Source organism: Rubrivivax sp. JA1026 (assembly GCF_011065555.1).
Taxonomy (GTDB): Bacteria; Pseudomonadota; Gammaproteobacteria; order Burkholderiales; family Burkholderiaceae_C; genus Rubrivivax; species Rubrivivax benzoatilyticus.
Window position 1 is genome coordinate 85,211 of sequence record NZ_JAALCQ010000009.1, and the last position, 22,858, is coordinate 108,068.

The 22,858-nt window shown below is 73.8% G+C and carries 18 protein-coding genes and 1 riboswitch; of the genes, 8 read left to right on the plus strand and 10 right to left on the minus strand.

The features are described 5' to 3' along the window. The 6 genes from ccmD to ccmI are packed head-to-tail and all read left to right on the plus strand — an operon-like array spanning position 1 to position 4,775. Entirely contained in the window at positions 1–165 is a 165-nt protein-coding gene (gene ccmD / locus G5B56_RS15355) for a heme exporter protein CcmD (RefSeq protein ID WP_009855720.1), read from the plus strand. Then, positions 162–623 (plus strand): cytochrome c maturation protein CcmE, encoded by a 462-nt coding sequence (gene ccmE, locus G5B56_RS15360; protein WP_009855719.1) that lies wholly within the window; start codon positions 162–164, stop codon positions 621–623. Before ccmD ends, ccmE begins: the two co-directional genes overlap by 4 nt. Continuing rightward, positions 620–2,608 carry a heme lyase CcmF/NrfE family subunit gene (locus tag G5B56_RS15365; RefSeq protein WP_164963801.1) on the plus strand — a complete coding sequence of 663 codons (1,989 nt, stop codon included), beginning with the start codon at positions 620–622 and terminating at the stop codon, positions 2,606–2,608. The genes ccmE and G5B56_RS15365 overlap by 4 nt, the downstream gene beginning before the upstream one ends. After that, positions 2,605–3,129: a DsbE family thiol:disulfide interchange protein gene (locus tag G5B56_RS15370; RefSeq protein WP_009855717.1), complete on the plus strand. Its 525-nt coding sequence runs from the start codon at positions 2,605–2,607 to the stop codon at positions 3,127–3,129. Before G5B56_RS15365 ends, G5B56_RS15370 begins: the two co-directional genes overlap by 4 nt. Then, positions 3,122–3,595, plus strand: coding sequence for a cytochrome c-type biogenesis protein (locus tag G5B56_RS15375; protein ID WP_164963802.1), 474 nt, complete (start codon positions 3,122–3,124; stop codon positions 3,593–3,595). The genes G5B56_RS15370 and G5B56_RS15375 overlap by 8 nt, the downstream gene beginning before the upstream one ends. Then, the gene (gene ccmI, locus G5B56_RS15380) at positions 3,567–4,775 is read left to right on the plus strand and encodes a c-type cytochrome biogenesis protein CcmI (protein WP_164963803.1); all 1,209 of its coding nucleotides are present in this window, start codon (positions 3,567–3,569) and stop codon (positions 4,773–4,775) included. Before G5B56_RS15375 ends, ccmI begins: the two co-directional genes overlap by 29 nt. 31 nt (positions 4,776–4,806) lie before the next feature. Here the strand turns inward: ccmI and G5B56_RS15385 are convergent, their stop codons facing one another. From G5B56_RS15385 to G5B56_RS15430, 10 genes are all read right to left on the minus strand, one after another. Next, the gene (locus tag G5B56_RS15385; RefSeq protein ID WP_164963804.1) at positions 4,807–5,748 is read right to left on the minus strand and encodes an alpha/beta fold hydrolase; all 942 of its coding nucleotides are present in this window, start codon (positions 5,746–5,748) and stop codon (positions 4,807–4,809) included. Between the two features lie 82 nt (positions 5,749–5,830). Further along, positions 5,831–6,514, minus strand: coding sequence for a mechanosensitive ion channel family protein (locus G5B56_RS15390; protein WP_009856817.1), 684 nt, complete (start codon positions 6,512–6,514; stop codon positions 5,831–5,833). Positions 6,515–6,527: 13 nt separating this feature from the next. After that, a complete protein-coding gene (treS, locus tag G5B56_RS15395; protein WP_164963805.1) occupies positions 6,528–9,893 on the minus strand; it encodes a maltose alpha-D-glucosyltransferase in 3,366 nt (1,121 codons plus the stop codon). A gap of 146 nt (positions 9,894–10,039) precedes the next feature. Next, positions 10,040–11,404, minus strand: coding sequence for a 4Fe-4S binding protein (locus G5B56_RS15400; RefSeq protein WP_164963881.1), 1,365 nt, complete (start codon positions 11,402–11,404; stop codon positions 10,040–10,042). 23 nt (positions 11,405–11,427) lie between these two features. Further along, positions 11,428–12,252 (minus strand): FTR1 family protein, encoded by an 825-nt coding sequence (locus tag G5B56_RS15405; protein ID WP_164963806.1) that lies wholly within the window; start codon positions 12,250–12,252, stop codon positions 11,428–11,430. Between the two features lie 28 nt (positions 12,253–12,280). Beyond that, positions 12,281–12,622, minus strand: a complete 342-nt coding sequence (locus G5B56_RS15410; protein ID WP_164963807.1) for a cupredoxin domain-containing protein — start codon at positions 12,620–12,622, stop codon at positions 12,281–12,283. A 5-nt stretch (positions 12,623–12,627) separates the two neighbouring features. Next, the gene (locus tag G5B56_RS15415; RefSeq protein ID WP_164963808.1) at positions 12,628–14,139 is read right to left on the minus strand and encodes a carbohydrate porin; all 1,512 of its coding nucleotides are present in this window, start codon (positions 14,137–14,139) and stop codon (positions 12,628–12,630) included. A gap of 3 nt (positions 14,140–14,142) precedes the next feature. Continuing rightward, positions 14,143–14,700, minus strand: coding sequence for an iron transporter (locus G5B56_RS15420; protein WP_009855243.1), 558 nt, complete (start codon positions 14,698–14,700; stop codon positions 14,143–14,145). A gap of 185 nt (positions 14,701–14,885) precedes the next feature. Further along, positions 14,886–19,013: a translocation/assembly module TamB domain-containing protein gene (locus tag G5B56_RS15425; protein ID WP_164963809.1), complete on the minus strand. Its 4,128-nt coding sequence runs from the start codon at positions 19,011–19,013 to the stop codon at positions 14,886–14,888. 2 nt (positions 19,014–19,015) lie between these two features. Further along, positions 19,016–20,917: an autotransporter assembly complex family protein gene (locus G5B56_RS15430; RefSeq protein WP_009856719.1), complete on the minus strand. Its 1,902-nt coding sequence runs from the start codon at positions 20,915–20,917 to the stop codon at positions 19,016–19,018. 156 nt (positions 20,918–21,073) lie between these two features. Between G5B56_RS15430 and G5B56_RS15435 the strand changes: the two genes are divergently transcribed. Both G5B56_RS15435 and G5B56_RS15440 read left to right on the plus strand, forming a co-directional pair. After that, complete coding sequence (locus G5B56_RS15435) at positions 21,074–22,009, plus strand: mechanosensitive ion channel family protein (RefSeq protein WP_164963810.1); 936 nt, start codon at positions 21,074–21,076, stop codon at positions 22,007–22,009. Positions 22,010–22,024: 15 nt separating this feature from the next. Continuing rightward, positions 22,025–22,585, plus strand: coding sequence for an NADPH-dependent FMN reductase (locus G5B56_RS15440; protein WP_009856717.1), 561 nt, complete (start codon positions 22,025–22,027; stop codon positions 22,583–22,585). A gap of 150 nt (positions 22,586–22,735) precedes the next feature. After that, positions 22,736–22,822, plus strand: a riboswitch (cyclic di-GMP riboswitch). The last annotated feature ends 36 nt before the right edge of the window (positions 22,823–22,858 follow it).

The window sequence follows — 22,858 nt, forward strand, 5'->3', positions numbered from 1 at the left end:
ATGTACTGGAACTCCTGGGAAGACTTCCTGCAGATGGGCGGCTACGGCCTCTACGTCTGGGGCTCTTACGGCGTGACGCTGGCGGTGATGCTGGCCGAGTCGCACTTCGCCGAGCGCCGCCGGCGCAAGGCCTTCGCCGCCGCGCGTGACGGGGGCGAACAATGAAGCCGCGCCACAAACGCGCCGCGATCGCGGTCGGGGTGCTGGCCGCCGTCGGCGTCGCCGCCGGGCTGGTGCTCAACGCCTTCAACAGCAACCTCGTGTTCTTCTACACGCCGACCCAGGTCGCGACGAAGGAGGCGCCCGAGGGCCGCACCTTCCGCATCGGCGGCATGGTGCGCGAGGGCAGCGTGGTGCGTGACGGCGTCACGGTGCGCTTCGTCGTCACCGACACCGCCAAGGACGTGCCGGTGCGCTTCGAGGGCGTGCTGCCCGACCTGTTCAAGGAAGGCAAGGGCGTCGTCGCCCAGGGCCAGCTCGGTGCCGACGGCGTGTTCACCGCGCGCGAGGTGCTGGCCAAGCACGACGAGAACTACATGCCGCCCGAGGCCGCCGACGCCGTGCAGCGTGCCGAGAAGATGAAGCACAGCGCCGACACGCTGGCCACCGGAGACTCCAAGTGATCCCAGAGCTCGGCCACCTGCTGCTGTTCTTCGCGCTCGCCGTCTCGCTGGCACTGGGCGTGCTGCCGATCGTCGGCGCCCACAAGGACCGCGGCGAATGGATGGCGCTGGCGCGGCCGCTGTCGGCCTGGCTGGCGCTGCTGGTGTTTGCCGCCTACGTGCTGCTGACGGTGTCATTCCTGCGCCACGACTTCTCGGTCGTCTACGTCGCGCAGAACTCCAACTCGGCGCTGCCGGTGATCTACCAGATCGCCGCGGTCTGGGGCGGCCACGAGGGCTCGCTGCTGCTGTGGGTGCTGATGCTCGTCGGCTGGACGGTGGCGGTGGCGATGTTCAGCCGCTCGCTGCCGCTGGCCTTCGTGGCCCGCATCCTGGGCGTGATGGGGCTGGTGGCCGCGGGCTTCCTGCTGTTCATGCTGCTGACCAGCAACCCCTTCGACCGCCTGATCCCGGCGGCCATCGACGGCCGCGACCTGAACCCGCTGCTGCAGGACCCGGGCATGATCTTCCACCCGCCGATGCTCTACATGGGCTACGTCGGGTTCTCGGTGGCCTTCGCTTTCGCGATCGCGGCGCTGCTCGGCGGCAACCTCGACGCCGGCTGGGCGCGCTGGACGCGGCCCTGGACGACCTGGGCCTGGATCTTCCTGACCTTCGGCATCGCGCTGGGCTCCTGGTGGGCCTACAACGAGCTGGGCTGGGGCGGCTGGTGGTTCTGGGACCCGGTCGAGAACGCCTCGTTCATGCCCTGGCTGGTCGGCACGGCGCTGATCCACTCGCTGGCGGTGACCGAGAAGCGCGGCAGCTTCAAGGTCTGGACGGTGTGGCTGGCGATCACCGCGTTCTCGCTATCGCTGCTGGGCACCTTCCTCGTGCGCTCGGGCGTGCTGTCGTCGGTGCACGCCTTCGCCACCGACCCGCGCCGCGGCCTGTTCATCCTGGCCTTCCTGGTGATCGTCATCGGCGCGTCGCTGGCGCTGTTCGCCTGGCGCGCGCCCAAGGTCGGCCTGGGGCAGCGTTTCGGGCTGATGTCGCGCGAGTCGATGCTGCTGGTCAACAACATGGTGCTGACGGTGGCCACCGGCGCGGTGCTGCTGGGCACGCTGTACCCGCTGTTCCTGGACGCGCTGGGCATGGGCAAGATCTCGGTCGGCCCGCCGTACTTCGACACCGTCTTCGGCCTGCTGATGGCGCCGCTGGTGCTGGTGCTGGGCATCGGCCCGCTGACGCGCTGGAAGCGTGACGAGGCCGGCCCGCTGCTGCGCCGCCTGGTGCTGCCGCTGGTCTTCACGCTGGGCGCGGCGCTGGCCACCGGCTGGGCCGCGGGGCGCATCACCGCGGCCACCACCGGCGGCCTGGCGATGGCCTACTGGATCCTGTTCGCGACGCTGGTCGACCTGCGCCAGCGGCTGTGGCCGGCCGGCGGCCAGGCCGGGCAGCTGCTGCACCGGCTGCGCCTGATCCCGCGCGCGATGGCCGGGATGATGATCGCCCACCTGGGCGTCGGCGTCTTCGCCTTCGGCGTCGCGATGGTCAACACCTACGAGACCGAGCGCGACGTGAAGATGGCCCCCGGCGACACGACGACCGTCGGCGGCTACACCTTCACGATGAAGGAGGTGCGCGAGGTCCAGGGCCCGAACTACATCGCCGCGCAGGGTGTCATCGACATCACCCGCGACGGCGAGCCGGTCGGCTCGCTGGCGCCCGAGAAGCGCATCTACCGCGTGCAGCAGATGCCGATGACCGAGGCCGCCGTGCACGGCAACCTCTGGCGCGACCTGTACGTGTCGATGGGTGAGCAGATCGAGGGCGGCGCCTGGGTCGTGCGCGTGCACTACAAGCCCTTCGTCTCCTGGATCTGGGGCGGCTGCCTGCTGATGATGCTCGGCGGCCTGCTCGCCGCGGCCGACCGCCGCTACCGCGTGCGCCAGACGGCCGTGGCCGGCGCGCCGCGTTCCGCTTCCGCCGAGAGCCTCGCATGAACCGTTTCCTCTGGCCGCTGCTGGCCTTCCTCGTCCTCGTCGGCTTCCTCGGCGTCGGCCTGGGCCTGAACCCGCGCGAGGTGCCGTCGCCGCTGATCGACAAGCCGGCGCCCGAGTTCCGCACGACGCTGCTGCACGAGCCCGAGCGCAGCCTGGGCAAGCAGGACATGGTCGGCAAGGTCTGGGTGCTCAACGTCTGGGCCTCGTGGTGCACCGCCTGCCGCGAGGAGCACCCGGTGCTCGTCGACTGGGCCAAGCGCGCCTCGGTGCCGCTGTACGGCCTGAACTACAAGGACGAGCCGGGGGCCGCCAAGCAGTGGCTGCAGCGCCTGGGCGACCCGTACACGGCGTCCTTCGTCGACCGCGACGGCCGCATCGGCATCGACTTCGGCGTCTACGGCGTGCCCGAGACCTTCGTCGTCGACAAGGCCGGGGTCATCCGCTACAAGCACATCGGCCCGGTGACGCCCGAGGCGCTGCGCGACACCATCGAACCGCTGGTGAGGAAACTCAATGGCTGAGCGCTTCACCACCTGGGCGCGCCGCGTCGCGCTCGCGCTGGCCTGCTCGGCCGGCCTCGCCGCCTTCGCTGCCGAGGCGCCGCCGGTCGCCGAGGACCCGGTCGTCGAGGCGCGCATGATCAAGCTCGCCGAGGAACTGCGCTGCCTGGTCTGCCAGAACGAGACCATCGCCGCGTCGCACGCCGACCTCGCCGTCGACCTGCGCCAGCAGATGCGCGAGATGCTGCACAAGGGCATGAGCGAGGACGACATCCGCAGCTACATGACCGAGCGCTACGGCGACTTCGTGCTCTACAAGCCCCCGTTCAAGCCCGAGACCGCGCTGCTCTGGGTCGGCCCGCCGGTGCTGCTGGTGCTGGCGCTGGCGGCCCTGTTCATCACCTTGCGCCGGCGCCAGCGTGCCGCGCCCGAGGCCTTCGACCCCGACACCCCCGACGATGATGACGAACCCCGCCTCCCTCGATGAGCTCAAGCGCCAGCTCGCGGAGCTGGACGAACTGGGCCGCCAGGGAGTGCTGACCGGCGATGCCGCGCGCAGCGCCCGCGAAGACCTGGAACGCCGCATCGTCGCCGCCGTCACCGCGCAGGGCGCGGCGGCGGCCACGCCGCCCGAGCCGCCCCAGCCCCGCGTGCCGCGCCGGCTGTCGCTGGCGGTCGCCGCCTTCGTGCTCGTCGCCGGTGCTGCCGGCTACGCGGTGCACGGCGACTGGCCCGGCTGGAAGGTCGGCCCGCCCGACCCGGCGCAGCGCGAGCAGGCGGCCGCGACCGGCGACGGCGCGCCCAGCCAGCAGCAGATCGAGGCCCTGGTCGGCGCGCTCGAGGAGCGGCTGAAGCAGGAGCCCGGCGACGTGCAGGCCTGGCAGATGCTCGGCCGCACCTATGCCGCGCTCGGCCGTGCCGACGAGGCGCTGAAGGCCTACCGCAAGGTCGCCGAGCTCAAGCCCGGCGACGCCCAGGCGCTGGCCGACCTGGCCGACGCGATCGGCATGGTCAACAACCGCTCGCTCGACGGCGAACCCGAGAAGCTGATCGCCCAGGCGCTGAAGGCCGACCCGAAGAACGTCAAGGCGCTGGCGCTGGGCGGCACGATCGCCTTCAACCGCGAGCAGTACCCGCGTGCGGTGCAGCTGTGGGAGCAGGCGATCCAGGCCGCCGGCCCGTCGGGCGAGTTCGCGCAGCAGCTGCAGGGCGCGGTGGACGAGGCCCGCCGCCGCGGCGGCATGGCACCGGCCGCGCCGCTGGCCCAGGCCGCCCCGCAGGCGCCGGCCGTGCCGGCCAGCGGGGCCGCGGTGGCGGCGGCCAACGGCCGCGTCAGCGGCCGCGTGGAGCTGGCGCCGGCGCTGCGCGAGCGTGTCGCGTCCGGCGACACGGTCTTCGTCTTCGCGCGGCCGGCCGACGGCTCGCGCATGCCGCTGGCGATCGTCAAGCGCACCGCCGGCGAGCTGCCGTTCGAGTTCACGCTCGACGACAGCCAGGCGATGACGCAGGAGATGCTGCTGTCGGCGCAGAAGCGCGTGATCGTCGGCGTGCGCGTCAGCAAGACCGGTGACGCGATGCCTCAGCCGGGCGACCTGCAGGGCTTCAGCGAGCCGGTGGCCGTCGGCGCCAACGGCGTGCGCATCGTCATCGGCGACGTCGTCAAGTGAGACCCGGGCCCGCCGCCGGCGGGCCCGGGGATCAGACCGCCTCGAGCACCGGCCGCGGCGCGGCGGGGCTGCCGGCCGCGAGGAAGGCGTCGAGGTCGTTGAGGAACGGCCGCGGCAGCTCGAAGAACGGCAGCGCGCCGGTCGGGTAGACGCTGAAGCGCCAGTTCGGCTTGCCGTTGACGATGGACATCGCGCGGTAGTCGGTGAAGTCGCCGAGCACGCCGTGGCTGGCCCAGACCGGCTGCGGCAGCGCCTCGTAGACCCGCTGGATGTCGGCGCTGAACAGCTTGCCGGCCAGGAAGGCCAGCGGCGCGAAGCGGGCGCCGGGCTGGCGCGCGGTGGCCACGCAGTAGGCCCACAGCGTCTCGTCGATGCCCTTGCTGCCCCAGGTGCGCTCGAGGAAGTAGCGCACGACGCCGGGGCGTGTCAGCAGCCGGTACAGCGGGTCCGACCAGAGCTTCGCCGACAGCAGCCGGTGCAGCCAGGGCATGGCCAGCGTGCTGCCTTGCGGCCCGCGCAGCGTGCGCCGGCCGCTGAAGCCGGTGGGGCTGACCAGCGCCACGCGGCCGAAGGCCTCGGGCGCCTCCAGCGCGGCGCGGGCGACGAACTCGCAGCCCAGCGACACGCCCAGCACGTCCAAGGGCTGGGCGCCGCAGCGCTCGCGGATCGGCGCCAGCATCGCCAGCACGGCGTCGGTCATCAGCCGCGGCGTGTAGTCGCGCTCGCTGCGTTGGCTGCTGCCGAAGCCCGGCAGGTCGAGCGCGAAGACCGTGCGTTCGCGGCAGGCGTGGTCGAAGATCGGCCGCACGTCGGCCGCCGAGCCGGCGGCGTTGACGCTGTGCACCAGCAGCAGCGGCCGGCCGCGGCCGGCGACGTAGTAGCCGAGGTCCCCCAGCGTGTGCTGCTCGCCGGCCAGAGCCGGCGGCAGCGGGGCGTGCGGGGCGGCGGAGAGGGGCGGGCGGTGTGAGTCCATGTCGACATCGTCGCCGCAAGCGCGATGTCGCGTGGTCGGCCCGGTGCGCAGCCCCGTGTAGGACAGGGGCTCGCGTGAATCCTCAACGCCTGCGGGGGTCGTCGCGGCGCGGGAACCAGTGCTCGATCAGCGCCGCCGCACGGTCGCGCCCGCCGATGCCGAAGGCCAGCGCGAGCGCGAACACGACGCCGGTCAGCAGGATCAGGAAGGTCTGCTGCACCAGGCCGCCGCCGATGTCGAGGTGGTCGATGGCGATCAGCAGCACGAAGGTGACGATCGCGTACTGGACGATGCGCGCCAGGATCTCGGCGTCGCCGATGCCCGCCGTGCGGCACCAGGCGAGCACCGACTGGCCGACGAAACGCGCGAAGTACAGCCCGAAGACCAGCACCAGCAGCGCCACCAGCAGCCGCGGCAGGAACAGCAGCACACGCGACAGCAGCTCGGTCACCTGCGCCAGCCCGAGGCCGTTGAAGGCCACGACCAGCGCGCCCAGCAGCACCAGCCAGAAGACGATCAGCGCGAACAGGTCGCTGGTCGTCTTGTCGGTGCCGCCCTGCTGCAGGAAGCCGTCGAAGCCGGCGCGCTCGGTCAGCACGTGGAAGTTCAGCGCCTTCAGCGCGCGGCCGGTGGCGTAGCGTGCGGCCTTGGCGAGCAGCCAGCCGGCCACCGCGATGGCCAGCGCGATGCCCAGCCGCGGCAGGAAGGCGCCGGCCTGCGCGAGCAACGTGCGCAGCGGTTCGATGGCGAGGTCCAGCGTGTCCATGGGAGGTCTCCGTCTACGGGCCCAGCAGCCGGGCCAGCGTCGCCAGCGCGGCCAGCGGGGCGGTGGCGCCGGCCGGGCGGCGCCGCAGTTCGTCGTGCAGCTCGCGCAGCGCGGCGTCGATCTCGAACAGCGCGAGCGTCGAGGCCGGGCCGTCGAAGGCGTCGCGGCCGGCGACCAGGCCCAGCGCCAGCGCACGTCCGGCGTAGGTCTCGACGAAGGTCTGGCGCAGCGTCGACGCCCAGGTCTCGGCCAGGGCCTCGCGGCGCCGCTGCTCGGCGTCGCCGTGCGCGCCGCGCTGCAGCGCCGCCACGCGCACCAGTTCCAGCGACTGCAGCAGCCCGGCAACGTCGCGCAGCGGCGAGCGCCGTTCGCGGCGCTCGGCGGCGGCCAGCGTGGTGTCGCCCTCGAAGTCGGCGATGACGAAGTCCTCGTGCACCAGCAGCACCTCCTGCAGCCGCAGCGCGCCGTGGATGCGGATCTTGGGGCCGCCGGCGCCGTGCGCGGTGCAGGCGGCGAGCCGGTCGCGCAGCCGGGGCGCGGCCGCGGACAGGCGCCGGGCCAGCGGCTGCTGCGCGGCGGGCAGGCGCGGCGCGGCATCGGCCAGCAGCGCCAGCGTGGCCTGGGCGAGCCGGGTCGTCGCCGCAGCCCAGCGTTTCAGGTCCTCGGGCTGCAGCGGTTCGGGGTCGAAGGCCGGGTCGCCGCGGCGCAGCGCCAGCGCCGCGTGCAGCGCGGCGACACGCTCGGCGAGCGCGCGCACACGCGCCAGCAGCCCGCCCTCGGCGGCGCCGTCCGGGTCACCCGGGGCCGGCGTGCTGCGTTCCAGGTGGCGGCAGAGCTGGGTCAGCGCGAGGTCCCAGGCGTCGCCCTGGTGCACCACCCAGGGCTGCAGCACGGCCAGCGTCGACACCGTGCCGTCGGCCGCGACGTGCTCGACATGGCCGACCGGCACGACGGCGTTGTCGAACTGCGCCACCTCGCGCAGGTGGCGGCCCATCTCGACCTCGACGTTGACGCCGGGACGCAGCCGCCGCAGCAGCTTGACGAACAGCCGGTCGCCGAGCTGCAGCGTCGTGTTGCGGCCCTGCGGCACGGCGCGCACCGGCAGCGTGTCGAGTTCGGCGGTGACGGCCTCGGCGTCGAAGCCGCGCAGCGCGACGAAGCGGATCTGGCCGCCGCCGGCGGCCGGCAGGCTGCGCCCGGCGGCCACCGCGGCGACCAGCGCCCGGCAGAAGGCCTCGTCGCCGCCGGCGTCGCCGAGCAGGCCGATGCGCGCCTGCATGCGCGCCTTGGCCAGCGCCGCCGGCGCCAGCTGGCCGATGCGGGCCTCGTCGGCCTCGTCGTCCTCCCAGGCCACGGCCAGCGGCGAGAACCAGCGTGCGTCCTCGTGCGGGCCGCGTGTGTCGACCAGCGCCAGCAGCCATTCGCGCCCGGCCTGGGCCAGCGTCGCGTGGCCGGCGATGCGCGCCTGCGCCGGCGCCTCGCCGGCGTCGAACCAGCGCTGGCGCGCCAGATGCGGCGGCAGCAGCTCGTCCTCGAGCTGGGCCAGCGTCTTGCCGGCCAGCGCGATGCGCCAGGGCACGACACGGTCGCGGAAGAAGCTGTTCCAGCCGTCGAACATCACCAGCACCGGCAGGTGCTCGACCGGGCGGCGGTCGGCGTGCCAGTCCGGTGGCGCGGCGTCGGTGGCCAGGCGGAACCAGAAGAAGCCGTGGCCGGCCAGCGTCAGCAGGTAGGGCAGCTCGCCGACCGGCGGGAACGCGGTGTGCGCGCCCATCTCGACCGGCACCCGGCCCTTGAAGCGCGACAGGTCCAGCTCCACTGGCTGGGGCGCGCGGCCGAGGTTGGCGACGCAGAGCACGACCTCGTCGCCCAGCTCGCGCAGATAGGCCAGCACCTTGCGGTTGCCCGGGTGCAGCATCGTGATGCGGCCGCGGCCGAAGACCTGGGTCGAGCGGCGGATGGCCAGCATGCGCCGCGTCCAGTTCAGCAGCGACGAGGCGTCGCGGCTCTGGGCCTCGACGTTGACCGCCTCGAAGCCGTAGACCGGGTCCTGGATGGCGGGCAGCACCAGGCGCTGCGGGTCGGCGCGCGAGAAGCCGCCGTTGCGGTCGCTGGTCCACTGCATCGGCGTGCGCACGCCGTCGCGGTCGCCGAGGAAGATGTTGTCGCCCATGCCGATCTCGTCGCCGTAATACAGCACCGGCGAGCCCGGCATCGACAGCAGCAGGCTGTTCATCAGCTTGATGCGCTCGGCGTCGTTTTCCAGCAGCGGCGCCAGGCGCCGGCGGATGCCGAGGTTCAGCCGCGCACGCGGGTCGGCGGCGTACATCGAGTACATGTAGTCGCGTTCGCGGCTGGTCACCATCTCGAGCGTCAGCTCGTCATGGTTGCGCAGGAAGATCGCCCACTGGCACTGCGGCGAGATGTCGGGCGTCTGCTGCAGGATCTCGACGACGGGGTGGCGGTCTTCCTGCGCGATGGCCATGTACATGCGCGGCATCAGCGGGAAGTGGTACGCCATGTGGCACTCGTCGTCGTCGCCGAAGTACTCCCGCACGTCCTCGGGCCACATGTTGGCCTCGGCGAGCAGCAGCTTGCCGGGGTACCGGGCGTCCAGGCGCTGTCGGATCTCCTTGATGACCTCGTGCGTCTCGCGCAGGTTCTCGTTGCTCGTGCCCTCGCGTTCGACGAGGTAGGGGATGGCGTCGAGGCGGAAGCCGTCGACCCCCTGTTCGAGCCAGAACTCCATGATCCCGAACACCGCCTCGCGCACCGCGGGGTTGTCGAAGTTCAGGTCGGGCTGGTGGCTGAAGAAGCGGTGCCAGAAGTACTGGCCGGCGACCTCGTCCCAGGTCCAGTTCGACTTCTCGGTGTCGGTGAAGATGATGCGCGTGCCGGCGTACTTCGTCGGGTCGTCGCTCCAGACGTAGAAGTCGCGCTCCGGCGAGCCGCGCGGCGCCCGGCGCGCGCGCTGGAACCACGGGTGCTGGTCGGAGGTGTGGTTGACGACCAGCTCGGTGATGACACGCAGCCCGCGTGCATGCGCCTCGGCGACCACACGCGCGACGTCGGCCGGCGTGCCGTAGGCCGGGTTGACGGCCATGAAGTCGGCGACGTCGTAGCCGTCGTCGCGCAGCGGCGACGGGTAGAAGGGCAGCAGCCAGATCGTGTTGACGCCGAGGTCGCGCACGTAGTCGAGCTTGGAGATCAGGCCGGCGAAGTCGCCGATGCCGTCGCCGTTGCCGTCGGCGAAGGACTTGACGTGCAGCTCGTAGATGACCGCGTCCTTGAACCACAGCGGGTCGTGCGCGGGTGCGGTGGCGTCGTCCGGCGTCTGGGGCCGGGTGGCGTTGATGGCGGTGAGGTCTTCGCCCTTCATGGTCCTCGTGGCGGCGGCGGCATCGGGCCTCGTGCGCAGCCCGCCGGGGACCGTAACCGATCACCGTGCCGCGGGCGAAATCCTCCGGCGGGGGAGGGGGCTTCGGCGCCCGCGTCGCGGCGTTGCGGCCGGGGCTCGGGCGCGGGTCACCAGCCCCAGAAGATCAGCCACCAGCTCGCCACGGCCAGGGCCGCCGGCAGCGTGTAGAGCGCCGCGGCGGCCAGCCGGCGGGGCCCGGCCGCGCCGCCGCGGGCGAGCAGCCGCCAGCCCAGCCACAGCGACCACAGCGCCGCGCCGGCGAGCAGCAGCGCGCGCGCGCCGGACACGCCCGGCGGCACCCAGCCTTCGGCGCGCAGCTGGGTCAGCGTCGTCATCGACAGCCCGAGGAACAGCCCGGCGCCGGCGATCGGCACCAGGCCCATCGCCAGCGCCGCCCAGCCGATGCCGCCGGCCAGCCGTGCCGCGCCGCGCAGCGCCGCCCAGCCGAGCACGCCGGTGACCAGCGCGTAGACGCCGATGTAGCCGCAGACCAGCAGCCCGTCGAGCCAGGTGAAGGCGTCGTTGACCTCGGGGTAGTGGGTCAGCAGCCACCACGGCGCGTTGTCCTGCAGCAGCAGGAAGGCGTCGTGGTCGATCAGCCAGGTGGCCGCGGCCTGGCGCGCGTTGGTGAACCAGGGGCTCACGCTCCACTGGAAGGCGCCGACCGCGACGCCCAGCGTGCCGAAGACCAGCAGCAGCGCCAGCGCGCGGTCGTTGCGCGACGACGCCGCCGCCAGCACCTCCTGGCTCGGCGAACGCGCCGCGAACTCGATCGCGTCGCGGTGGCCGCTGCAGCGCCCGCAGGCGTGGCAGTCGGAGGCGCCGGTCATGTGGCGCAGGTCGACCAGCGGTGCGCAGTCCACGCGCGGCGGGCGGCCCGGGTAGGCCTTCCAGGCGGCTTCGTCGACGCGGTAGTGCAAGGGCGCGATCTTGGCCAGCAGCGCGAAGACGCCGCTGACGGGGCACAGGTAGCGGCACCAGACGCGTTTCTCGCGTCCCCAGACGAAACCGACGGCGGCGGCCAGCACGGTCGAGCCGCCGAGGATCAGCAGCGCCGGCGCCGCGTACTGGTAGACGCTGACGAGCTGGCCGTAGACCGTGGTGCAGACGAAGGCCACGACCGGCCAGCCGCTCCAGCGCACCCAGCGCGGGATGGTGCGGCCCAGGCCGTGGCGGCTGGCGTACTCGGTCACCGCGCCTTCGGGGCAGAACACGCCGCACCAGACGCGGCCGAACAACGCCGTGCTGAGGATCACGCCCGGCCACCACAGGCCCCAGAACGCGAACTGCGCCGCCAGCGTCAGGTTGGAGACGATGCTCGCGCCCGTCGGCGGCAGCGGCAGGAACACCGGCACGACGACCAGCGCCGCATAGAACGCGACGACGAACCACTGGACGGCCAGCACCGCCCGGCGGTGGCGGCGCAGCGCGTCGCCGATGCGCGCCAGCCGCGTCTTGCGCGTCCGGGGCATGAAACGGATCGGGACGGCGGCGGTCATCCGTGCGCGCCTGGGCCGCGCGGCGCGGCGCTGCGCCGCAGTGCCCAGATCGTCGCGCTCCAGAACACCAGGTAGCCGATCAGCACCGTCGCCGACGGCCGCGCGCGGTAACCGAGGAAGTCGGCGAGCACGCGGCCGATGCCGCGGCCGTCGTCGAGCAGGGCGGAACTATCCCAGACCGGGTCGACCAGCGGCGGTATCCAGTCCATGCCGATCATGCGGTCCAGGCCGCCGGCCAGCAGCGCGGCGGCGATCAGCAGCAGCAGCACTTCGCTGATCCCGAACAGCACGCGGTAGCTGAGGAAACGCGCGCCGCGGGCGATCAGCCAGGCGGTGGCGGCGGCGAGCACGAACCCGGCCGCCGCAGCCGCGGCGTTGGCGGCGAGCGCCGAACCCCCCGACTCCAGCCCCAGGCCGTAGAGGAAGACCACGGTCTCGGCGCCTTCGCGGGCGACGGCGAAGGCGGTGACCAGGCCGACGCCGAGCGCGCCCGAGGCCTGGCCGGCCTGGCGTTCCAGTTCGCGTTTCATGCCGCGGCCGTGGCGGCGCATCCACAGCACCATCTGCACGATCAGCGCGGCGGCGGTGAAGACCATCACGACCTGGAAGACCTCCAGCGCCTGGCCTTCGAGTTCGCTCTGCACCAGGAAGGTGGCGGCGCCCAGCGCCGCGGCCAGCAGCAGGCCGCCGCCGGCACCCAGCCACAGCCCGCGGCGCAGCGGCGCGGGCTCGCTCTGGCGCGAGATCCAGGCCAGCAGCACGCCGATGACGAGCATCGCCTCGAGGCTTTCGCGCCAGACGACGATCAGGGCATTCAACATGAGGACGTTTCGTGCTCCGTGTGGAGCGTCATTTCGCGACGAGCGTCATGCCCGGCTGGTCCAGGTGGAACTCGTCGATGAAGTGGTAGCTGCCGGGGCGCAGCGGGTGGATGACGACGAAGGAGCTGGCGCCGGGGCCGAGCACCTTCTCGACCCGCAGGTCCAGGTTCTCGAACTCCGACGGGCCGGGGCCCTCGTTCCGGATCGTCAGCTTGATCTTCACGCCCGCCGGCACCTCCAGGCGCGCCGGTTCGATGCGGCCGTTCTGGATGACGACGGGGTAGGTGGCCAGGCCCTGGGCGGCCGCGGCACCCGCCCCGAGGGCGAGCACCGCGACCAGGGCCGCACGGCGCGAGACGCGGGCGGCCACGGCGCTCAGAACCCGAGCGTGGCGCGCAGGCCGAAGGCCTTGACGTCGCCGGCGCCGTCGTCGCCGCCCGGACGCGAGATCCACTGGAAGTCCGGCGTCAGCGCGATCTGCTCGTTGACGTGGTAGCGGTAGTAGATCTCGGCGACGCGTTCGTTGCCGCGCGACGTGCTGACGCGGCGGTAGTCGTCGCTGGTGCGCAGCAGGCCGGCGGCCAGGCCCAGGCCGTCGGAGGCGCGGCCCCAGGCACCGCCCGAGAGTTCGCCGCCCAGCGTCAGCGCGCGGTCGAAGCTCGCCGTGCCCGAGCTGCGGTTGCCGAAGCGGCCGAACAGCGTCAGGTCGTCGGTCACACGCTGGTCGATCGACAGGCCCCAGCCGCCGTGCGCCTGCTCGTTGCCGTCCAGGTCGGTGGCGCGGCCGTTGCGCCAGACGTAGAGCCGGTAGTTGCCCGGCAGGCCGTCGAAGAAGCGTGTCGAGTACTCGAGCTGGCCGATGACGAAGGGTTTGCCCAGCGAGCCGGAGAAGCTGGTCGCCGGGCCCGAGCCGAACACCGCCAGCGACGCGCTCCAGACCCCCGCCTTGTCCTGTTCGTTGACGTAGGCGGCCCGGAAACCCGGCGTGAAGCCGTAGGCGTCGACTCCGGCGTCGCCGCCCGAGTCGAGCAGCGGGTTGTGCACGAAGGCGTTGTTCAGGAAGAACGCCGTCTCGTCGTCGGCCGCCGCGTTCTGGTCGAAGAAGACGAACGGGTCCATCTTGCCGACCGTGAACTCCAGGCGCTGGCGCGAGTAGGCCTTGTAGCCGTCGAAGGGCAGCGGCACGTTCAGCTGGTACCAGGCCTGGGCCAGCACCGCGAACGAGGAGTCGGGGTCGTTGACGCCGGCAACCTGGAAGGTCGACGAGTTCGTCGTGCTGGTGTAGGTCGGGCGCAGCGCGACGCCTTCGCCCTGGCCGAAACGCAGCTGGGCGTAGATCGTGCCCTCGGCCTGGCCGATCTCGCCGCCGGGCAGCGTGACCTCGATGTCGCCGCGGTAGTTCAGCCGCGACTCGCGCTGGCCGCTGTCGGTGCCGGCGCCGTTGACGCGCTGCGCCACCGCGACCAGGCCGCCTTCGACGGTGATGCCTTCCAGCGCCTCGATCTGGCGCACCGGCTTCTGCATCGCCAGCGTCTGCGTCTCGACGGCCTTCAGCCGCGTCACGAGCTCGGGCTCGTTCTCGCTCAGGCGGTCGGTCAGCAGCGCCTGGTCGGTTGCCGCCTGGGCGTCTTCCAGCGCCTTGACGCGGGCCTCGATCGGCGCCGCCTTGGGAGCCGTGGCACTCAGCTCGCCGACCTTCTTCTCGAGCTCCTGGTTGCGCTGCTCGAGCTGGCCGAAGCGTGCGGCCAGCTCACGCAGCTGGGCCTTGAGCTGCTCGATCTCGCTGCCGGCGGCCTGCGCGCCGCCGGCCAGGCCGGCCAGCGTCAGCGCGGCGACGAGCCGGGCGTTGCGCAACACGAACCCGTGTCTCGGGGGCAGGGTGGACATGGTTCAGTACCCGCCCTTCTTGCCGATGCCGGCGTAGGTGAAGTCCCACTCGACGGTGAACGGCTTGAACCAGGGGCGCACGCCGGTCTCGCGGTCGGTGTGGCGGCCGTACAGCGGCGACGCCGGGTTCTCCTTGGCGTTGGGCGGGTAGACCGTGTACTTGACCTTGTACTTGCCCGGGCCCTGCAGCTTGACGTTGTCGCCGTAGTGCGGGCCGTCGCTGGCGACCATGGCCATCATGTCGCCGGTGATCGGCGCGCCCGAGCCGCCGATCTTCGTGATCTCGTACTTGATCAGCAGGTAGGGGATCCAGAAGCCTTCGGGGTAGCCGTTGGCGTTGTTGGCCAGCGCGTGGATGTCGGCCTCGATGTGGATGTCCGACTCCGAGGCCTTGCGCATGTGGCCTTCGGGTTCCATGTCGATCGGCTGCAGGTAGACCGCGGCGATCTCCATGCCGGCCAGGTTCTGCGGCGTGCCGATCGGGTACTCGAGCGCGTAGGCGGAGGTGGTGAAGCAGGCCGCGGCGATGGCGAGGGCGGCACCCCAGTGGGACGGTTTCATCGAAGGACTCTCGGTTATGGACAATGCAAATGCGAGTAGTTCGCAACAACATTGCCGATACTGCCGAGGGTTCCGCGTCGCGTCAACCGGAGCCGTTGACGGCTGTCAATGAATGGGCCTGGCGGGGCGGGGGATTCGGCCGGCCGCACGCCGGCCGTGGCGGCGGCGGTGCCGCGCGGCGGCGCTCAGTTCCAGCGCCAGGCCCAGATGACGTCGACGGCGCTCTCGTCGCCGGTCTGCGCGCGCACCGTGAAGCGCCGCGCGACGCGGTAGATCAGCTGCCAGGAGCCGGCGGTGGCGTTGACGCCGCGTTCGTAGCCGACGTAGAGCCGGTCGCTGAGCTGCTTGCCGATCGTGACCACGGTGTCGCGCGTGTCGCCGTCGCCGCTCTGCGAGACCGACAGCTCGTCCAGCCCCAGGCGCTGCAGCAGCCCGGTCGACGGGCCGCCGTTCTCGCCGGCCAGCAGCGCCAGCGCCGCCTGCTGCAGGATCGCCGTGTCGGCGCGTCCCAGGCCTTCGGAGGCGCGCCCGGTGACCAGCCACGACAGCTTGTCCAGCTCGCTCATCTCGGGCTCGCTGTACAGGCGCACGCGCGGGTCGCTCGCGCTGCCCTGGATCGTCACGCCGACACGCACGTCCAGGTCCGGCCGCACCGCGAGGATGTCCAGCCGCGGCGCCGCCACCTCGCCGGCGAAACGGATCAGCCCGCGCTCGATGGCCAGGTTCTGGCCGTAGGCGGCGTAGCGGCCGCCGACGGTGCGCACCAGCCCGTTGATCGCCAGCCGCCCCTGCGGCGTCGACACCCGCAGCGTGCCGGTCAGGCCGGTGTCGACGCCGCGCCCGGCCAGGCGCAGGTCCTCGCCGAGCGCCAGCTCCAGCGCGACGCGGCTGTTCTTCATCAGCGCCGAGGGCTCGCGTGTGCCCGGCGCCGGCGGCACCGGCCGCTGTCCCGGGCGTGGCGGCCGGTTCTCGACGACGACGTCGGCGTCCAGCGACGGCGCCTCGCTGCGCGAGATGTCGATGCGGCCGCGGTCGACGCCGAACTTGCCGTCGAGCACCAGCGCGTCGGGTCGCAGCCCCAGCGTCGCGCGGCCGCTGACGGCGATGCGCCGGTCCACGCGCGACAAGGCCTCGAAACGCTCGGCGACGACGCTGAGCTCGGCGCTCGGCGCCGCGCCCAGCCGCGCGCTGCCGTCGATGGCCAGCGTGCCGTCGCCGCCGCGCAGCCGCAGCTGCTCCAGGCGCAGCGCCTCGCCGCGCAGCGTCAGCAGCAGCGAGCCGTCGTCCAGATCGACGCCCTGCAGCAGGTTGCCGACCTCCAGCCGCGAGCCCTCGACGCGGCCGCCGAACTGCGGCGCCGCCGCCGTGCCACCGACCTGTGCCGTCGTGAACAGCGTGCCGCCCAGCCGCCAGCCGGCCGGCAGCCAGGCGCTCCAGACGTCGAGGTCGGGGATGCGCATCTCGACGACGCCGTCGACCGGCGCCTGCGGCTCGGGCCAGGCCAGCGCCGGGTTGGCGCGCACGGTCTGGGAGCCGGCGATGACGCCGATCTGCGTGCCGACGACGGCCTGCGTCGTCTCCCAGCGGCCGTCGTGGGCGGCGAGCGCGAAACGCAGGCCGGTGAAGCCGAAGGCGATCGGCAGGTTGCCGCGCACCACCGACAGATCGCCTTCGTGGCGCTCGAGCACGATGTCGGCGTCGAAACGCTCGGCGCGGCGGATGTCGACGCGGCCGGCGATCTTCAGGTCGCCGCTCCAGCCGGCGTCGGGCTGGGCGCGCTGCAGCCACGGCGCCAGCGCCAGCGGCTCGAGTTCGGCCGCCAGCTGCAGCCGCGACGGTGCACCGTCGCGCGGCGGCGCCTGCCAGCCGGCTTCGCGCCAGCGCAGCGCGGCGCCCAGCAGGGCCAGCCGGCCGGGCGCCAGGCGGGCCGCGCGCGGCGCGCCGCCGGGGGCGAAGTCGGCGCCGAAGTCCAGGTCGCGCGCCAGCACCCAGGGGGTCGCACCTTCGGCGCCGGCCGACAGCTCGGCGATCGTCGCGCGCCAGCGGCCGCCGCCGGCACGCTCGGGCACCCAGGCGCCGCCGGCCTGCAGCCGCAGCGTCGTCGGGCCGCCGGCCGGCGCCGGCGCGGCGTCGGTCCAGGCCGGCGGGCGCAGCGGCGTGCGCGCCTCCAGCACGATGCGGTGGCTGCCCAGCGTGCCGGCGACGCTGGCGTCCAGGCGTTCCAGCCGCTGCTCGCCGCGCGCCAGGCCGCGGGCCTGCAGCGCGAGTTCCAGCGGTGCGTCGCGGCTGCCGGTCGAGCCGTTCCAGCGTGCGTCGGCCTGCTGCAGCGTGTAGGCCGGCGAGCGCAGCCCGGCCGCGGCGAGCGTGCCCTGGGTGCGCAGCGCCGGCCAGCGGCCGTCGGCGCGGGCGTCCAGCGCCAGCGTGCCGGCGCTGGGCCACCACGCGGCCGCGCCCGGCACCAGCGCGGCCAGCGGGGCCAGCGCCTGCGGCGAGCCGGCCTCGACGACCAGCCGCGCAGCGTCGCGCGCGCCGCTGCGCAGCGCCAGCGTGGCGCGGTTGCCGGCGGCGTTCAGCTCGGCGTCGGCCTGGGCGGCGCGGCCGTCGCCCTTCAGCGTGGCGCCGGCCTGCAGCGCGACACCGGCCAGCACGCTGTCGCGCAGCTCGGCGCGGGCCTCGCCGGCCAGTGCCGCCAGCAGCGTGGGCAGCGGCTGGGCCAGCGCCGACTGCGGCAGCCCGAGGTCGGCGTTCCAGCGCCCGTTCAGCGCGTGCGGGCCGCGCCGCCACGGCGAACCGTCGGCGCCGCGCCACCAGGCCGACGGGTCCAGGCGCGACAGCTCGCCGCGGCTGCGCAGGCGCCAGGCGGCCGCGGCGTCGCGCGCCACGCTGGCGCTGGCTTCGAGCCGGGCGTCGCCGGCGGCGACGAGCAGCCGCTGGAGCCCGGCCTGCAGCGTGCCGTCCTGCGCCTGGCGCCAGGAGGCGTCCAGCGCCAGCGTCACCGGCCGGCCGCGCGGCGTGTCCAGGCGGCCGGAGAGCTCGGCCTTGGCGACGGCGTCCAGCGCCGCCGGCGGCGTGGTGGCGCCGGGCAGGCCGCTCAGGCGCAGCGTCAGCGGGCCGCCCAGCGTCATCGCCGGCAGCCGCCGGTCCAGCTCGCCCGGTCGCAGTGCCTCCAGCGCCAGCGCCAGATCCAGCGTGTCGCCCTCCCAGTGGCCGCGGCCCTGCAGCCGGCCCGCGGGCCGCTCGCCGGCCAGGCGGGCGTCGAAGGCCTGCAGCTCGATGCGGTGGGGGCCGTCCAGCCGGCCGGCGATCCTGGCCACCAGCGAGGCCAGCGGCAGCTGCCCGGCGTCCCAGGCGCCGGGGCGGCTGTTGCGCAGCTCGAGGTCGGCGTTGACCGGCACGTCGCGGCCCTGGCTGTCGACGACGATGCGCCCGTCCAGGCGCGTCGACGGCAGCGCCGGGGCGAGCTGGGCGAGGTCGAGCGCACGCGTCGAGGCCTGCAGCGACTCCAGCGGCCACGGCGCGAACGGCGCGACGGCGGCCTTCGCGTCCAGCCGCGCGCCGCCGTCGCCGGCCAGCGTGGCCGCCAGCTGCAGCCGGGCGATGCTGCCGCTGGCGTCCAGCGCCGCGGTCCAGGGCAGGGCGGCGCCGGGCGCGGCGGCTGCGTCGACGCGGGCCTGCACGCGGCGTTCGCCGTCGGTGCCGACGCTGGCGCTGGCGCGTGCGCGGCCACCGGGCCAGGCGAGTTCGAGCCGTCCCAGGCGGTGCAGCGCGCCGCCTTCGGCGCCGAGCGCGAGGTCGGCGCGCAGGTCGGACAGCGGCGGCGCGCCGCCGATCTCGAGCGCGCCGACGGCCAGCGAGCGGATCTCCAGCGCCAGCGGCAGGCGCAGGTCCTCGGGCGCGCGGCGCCGCGCCGGTGCCGGTTCGGGTGCGGCCGTGCCGGCGGTCCATTCGACGCGCGACGCGCTCGGCGTGTCGAGCACGATGCCCGCCCAGGCGCCGGCGTGCGGCCGCCAGTGCCACGACAGATCCCGCCAGGCGAGGTTCTCGACGCGCAGCCGGGCGCCGTCGGCACCCTGCCAGCGCAGCTCGCGCACGGCGAAGCCGCCGGCCACCGGCCGGCCCTGCATCGTGTCGACTTCCAGCCCCGGCACGCGCGCGAGCAGCCAGCGCCAGCCGGCTTCGGTGTTCCAGACCCAGGCCGCGCCGGCTCCGGCGGCGACGGTGAGCGCGGCGGCGGCGGCGAGCCACGCGGCGAGGCGGCGTCGCGGCGGCGCGGCGCTGGCGGCGTTGGTGGTGGAAGAGGCGGGTCCGGTCATCGTCAGAAGGTCACGCCGACGCTCAGGTGCAGCCGCACGTTGCCGGTCTCGTGGCCGCGTGCGACGTCGACGCTCAGCGGGCCGATCGGGCTGCGCAGGCGCAGGCCGACGCCGTAACCGACCGCCGGTCGGTATCCCTGCCAGCGATCGGCGGCGCGGCCGGCGTCGACGAAGGCCGCGCCCCAGAGCTGCGGCAGGCGCGCCAGGATCGGCCGGGCGATCTCGGCGCTGGCGGTGGCCATCACCTTGCCGCCGGAGACGATGCCGTTGTCGGTCGGGGCCAGCGAACGGTACTCGTAGCCGCGCACCGAGCCGTCGCCGCCGGCGCGAAACAGCAGCGACTCCGGCGGCAGCACGTCGTCACGCGCGAAGACCTCGCCGGCTTCCAGCCGCAGCGTGCCGTACCAGCGGCCCAGCGGCTGGTAGACGGCCAGCCGGCCCCAGGCGCGCACGAAGGGGCCGGTGCCGCCGGGGTCCGAACGCGCGCGGCCGCCGCCGACCTGGCCCGAGAACACCCAGCCCTCGGTCGGCAGCAGCATGTTGTCGACGCGGCGCCAGACACCCTGGTAGTGCAGGCTCAGCGCGTCGGCGTCGGTGCGTGTGCCGTCGTCGAGGCGGCGCACCGAACGTTCGGCCTCGACGTAGAGCAGGCGGTCGATGCGCGGCGTCTCCTGGGCCCGGCCCAGGCGTGCACGCACCGACGAGACGATGTCGGTCGAGGACTCGATGCGCTCGGCGGCGCCGCCGACGAGGTTGCGGTAGAGCCCGGGCAGCGGGTGGGTGCTCAGCTCGCCGGTCCACGAGCGGCGCACGCGGCCCAGCTCGAAGGTGTTGCGTGCCGTCAGCGCCTGGCCGAAGGCGCGGCGGTGCACGTGCTCGACGGTGCCGCGCGGCCCGACCTCGGAACTGACGCCGAGGCCGAAGGTGGCCTCCTGGATCTCGCGTTCGGCCACGCGCACGGTGATCGTCGCCCGGCCGGGGTCCTCGGCGCGGGCGTCGAGCTGCACCGAGGCGGTCGTGAACAGCCCCGAGCGCTGCAGCCGCTCCTGGAAGTCGAGCAGCAGCTTCTCGGTGGCCGGCGTGCCGGCGCGGAAGCCGGCCAGGTTGCGCACCGTGGCCTCGTCCTGGCGCTGCAGCCCGCGGATGCGCAGCTCGCCGGTGCGAAACAGCGGCCCGCTGTCAGCCACCAGTTCGAGGTCGACGCGGTGCGCCGTCGCGTCCACGCGGGCCAGCGTCGACACCCATTCGGCACGTGCGTAGCCCAGCGCGCGAAGCCGCGCCAGCGCCGAGCGCTTGGCGGCCGCCCACTCCTCGTTGCGGAACGGCTCGCCGGGGTCCAGCGGCCAGTCCTCGCGCAGCGCGGCGTCGCCGTCGACGGCCTCGGCTTCGCCAAGCGCACGCGCCTCGGCCAGCGGGCCGTTGATCTCGATCTTCAGGCCGCGAACCCGGGCCCGCGGGCCGGGCTCGACGCGCACCAGCACCACCGGCGGGTCGCCGGGGTAGCGTTCGATCGTGATCGTCGGCGTGAAGAAGCCTTCGGTCTCGACCAGCGACTGCACCTGCTCCGGGGCGGCGGCAATCAGGCGTTCGACCTCGCGAGCCGAGGGCCGCCGGCCCTGGGCCAGTGCCGGCAGGCGGGCGAGGTCGAGCTGCTGCTCGAGCAGCGCGCGCACGGTCTCGGGGGCCGCCACGCGCAGCACCAGCACCGGCGCCGACTCGGCCGGCTCGGTGGTGGCCTGGGCATCCGGCCGGTCTGCGGGCTCGCGCGCCAGGCCGGCGCAGCCGCCGAGCGCGAGGCAGACGAGCCAGGCCGCCGGCAGCGCCGCGCGCCCGGCGCCGCGGGGCCTGCACGGGGCCGGGCTGCGGAGGCGGCGGCCGCGGGCAGGCAGGACGTTGTCGGGCATTGCCCAATGCTTTCATCGACCGGGCCTGCCTGGCAAGTGCCGGCCGCGTGAGCGCGGGTGATGCCGGCGCCGCGGCCGGCCGGCCGACGGGTGGGGGCTTTGGCCCTGCCCGTAGAGTCGGCTCGCGCCCGGCGTGAGGCGTACCCCCCAAGGAGGATGAACCGCGTGGATTTCTCGTGGACTGCCGCATTGAGCGACCTGGACTTCGGGCGCTGGAACGAACCGCTGCGTTCGGGCCTGCGCATCGTGCTGATCCTGCTGGCCGCCTGGCTGGCGGCGAGGCTGCTGCAGCGCCTGGTGCGGCTGATGAACGCCCGCTTCAGCCAGCGCCTGGAGGGCGACGCGGTGCGGCGCGCCCACACCATCAACCGCGTCGCGCGCTACCTGATCGGCATCGTCGTCGGCGCGCTGGCGGCGATGACGGTGCTGGCCGAGGTCGGCATCTCACTGGCGCCGATCCTGGGCGCGGCCGGTGTCGTCGGCATCGCCGTTGGCTTCGGCGCGCAGTCGCTGGTCAAGGACTACTTCACCGGCTTCTTCATCCTGTTCGAGGACCAGTTGCGCACCGGCGACGTGGTCGAGATCGCCGGCATCGGCGGCCTCGTCGAGGACATGACGCTGCGCCACGTGCGGCTGCGCGACTACGACGGCAACGTGCACTTCGTGCCCAACAGCCTGATCACGACGGTGACCAACCGCGGCCGCAACTTCGCGTTCTCGGTGGCCGATCTGCGCATCGCCTACCGCGAGGACCTCGACGAGGTCTGCGCCGTGGTGCGCGAGGTCGCCGCCGGGCTGCGGGCCGACGAACGCTTCGCCGCGCGCATCCTCGAGGACCTGGAGATCGCCGGCGTCGAACGCTGGGACGAGAGCGCGGTGACGCTGCGCGTGCGTTTCAAGGTCGCGCCGCTGGCCCAGTGGGAGGTGCGGCGCGAGTTCCTGCGCCGGCTCAAGCGGGCCTTCGACGAGCGCGGCATCGAGATCCCGTACCCGCACCTGACCGTCTACGCCGGCGCCGGCAAGGACGGCGGCGCTCCGGCGCTGCCGCTGGGCATCCGCCGCCAGCGTGCGCCGGATGCGGCCAATGCCTGAACCTGGAGGTCCTCGATGAGCGAATCCCACCGCATCGGTCTGGTCGTCGGCAGCCTGCGTCGCGACTCCTTCAACCGCCGTCTGGCGCAGGCGCTGGCGACGATGGCGCCCGCGCCCTGGCAGCTGGAGATCGTCGAGATCGGCGACCTGCCGCTGTACGACCAGGACGACGACGCCTCTCCCGCCGAGGCCGTGCGCCGTTTCAAGGCCCGGATCGCCGCCTGCCGAGGCGTGATCTTCGTGACGCCGGAATACAACCGTTCGATCCCGGGCGTGCTGAAGAACGCGCTGGATCACGCGTCGCGGCCCTACGGCCAGAGCGTCTGGGCCGGCAGGCCGGCCGGTGTCGTCGGCGTGTCGATCGGCGCCATCGGCACGGCGCTGGCGCAGCAGCACCTGCGCAACGTGCTCGCCTACCTGGCGATGCCGACGCTGACCCAGCCCGAGGTCTATCTGCAGGCCAGGGACGGGTTCTTCGCCGTCGACGGCAGCCTGGCGGACGAGCGCACGCGGCGTTTCGTCCAGGGCTGGCTCGACGCCTTCCTGGCCTGGGTGGAGCGTCAGGCGCCGGCCTGACGCGCGGCGCGGCGTGATCGCCGGATGTGCGCCGTTTTTCGCGTTCTTTTGAACGCGCTGGTGCCGACGGCTTCCGCGCAGGACGCGGCCGCGAGACACTCGCGCCGCCGGCTCGGGCAGTCGCCCGGGCCGTGAGCCGGCCGCCGCGAGGCGGCCGATGGGCAAACCCGGCGAAAGCCGGGGACGCAAAGCTTCCGGGCTACGGGCGGCAACGCCTACGCCAGCGGGGTTGCCGTCACGGGCCGTCGCCCGGGTGTCAGGCCGCGCCTTTGT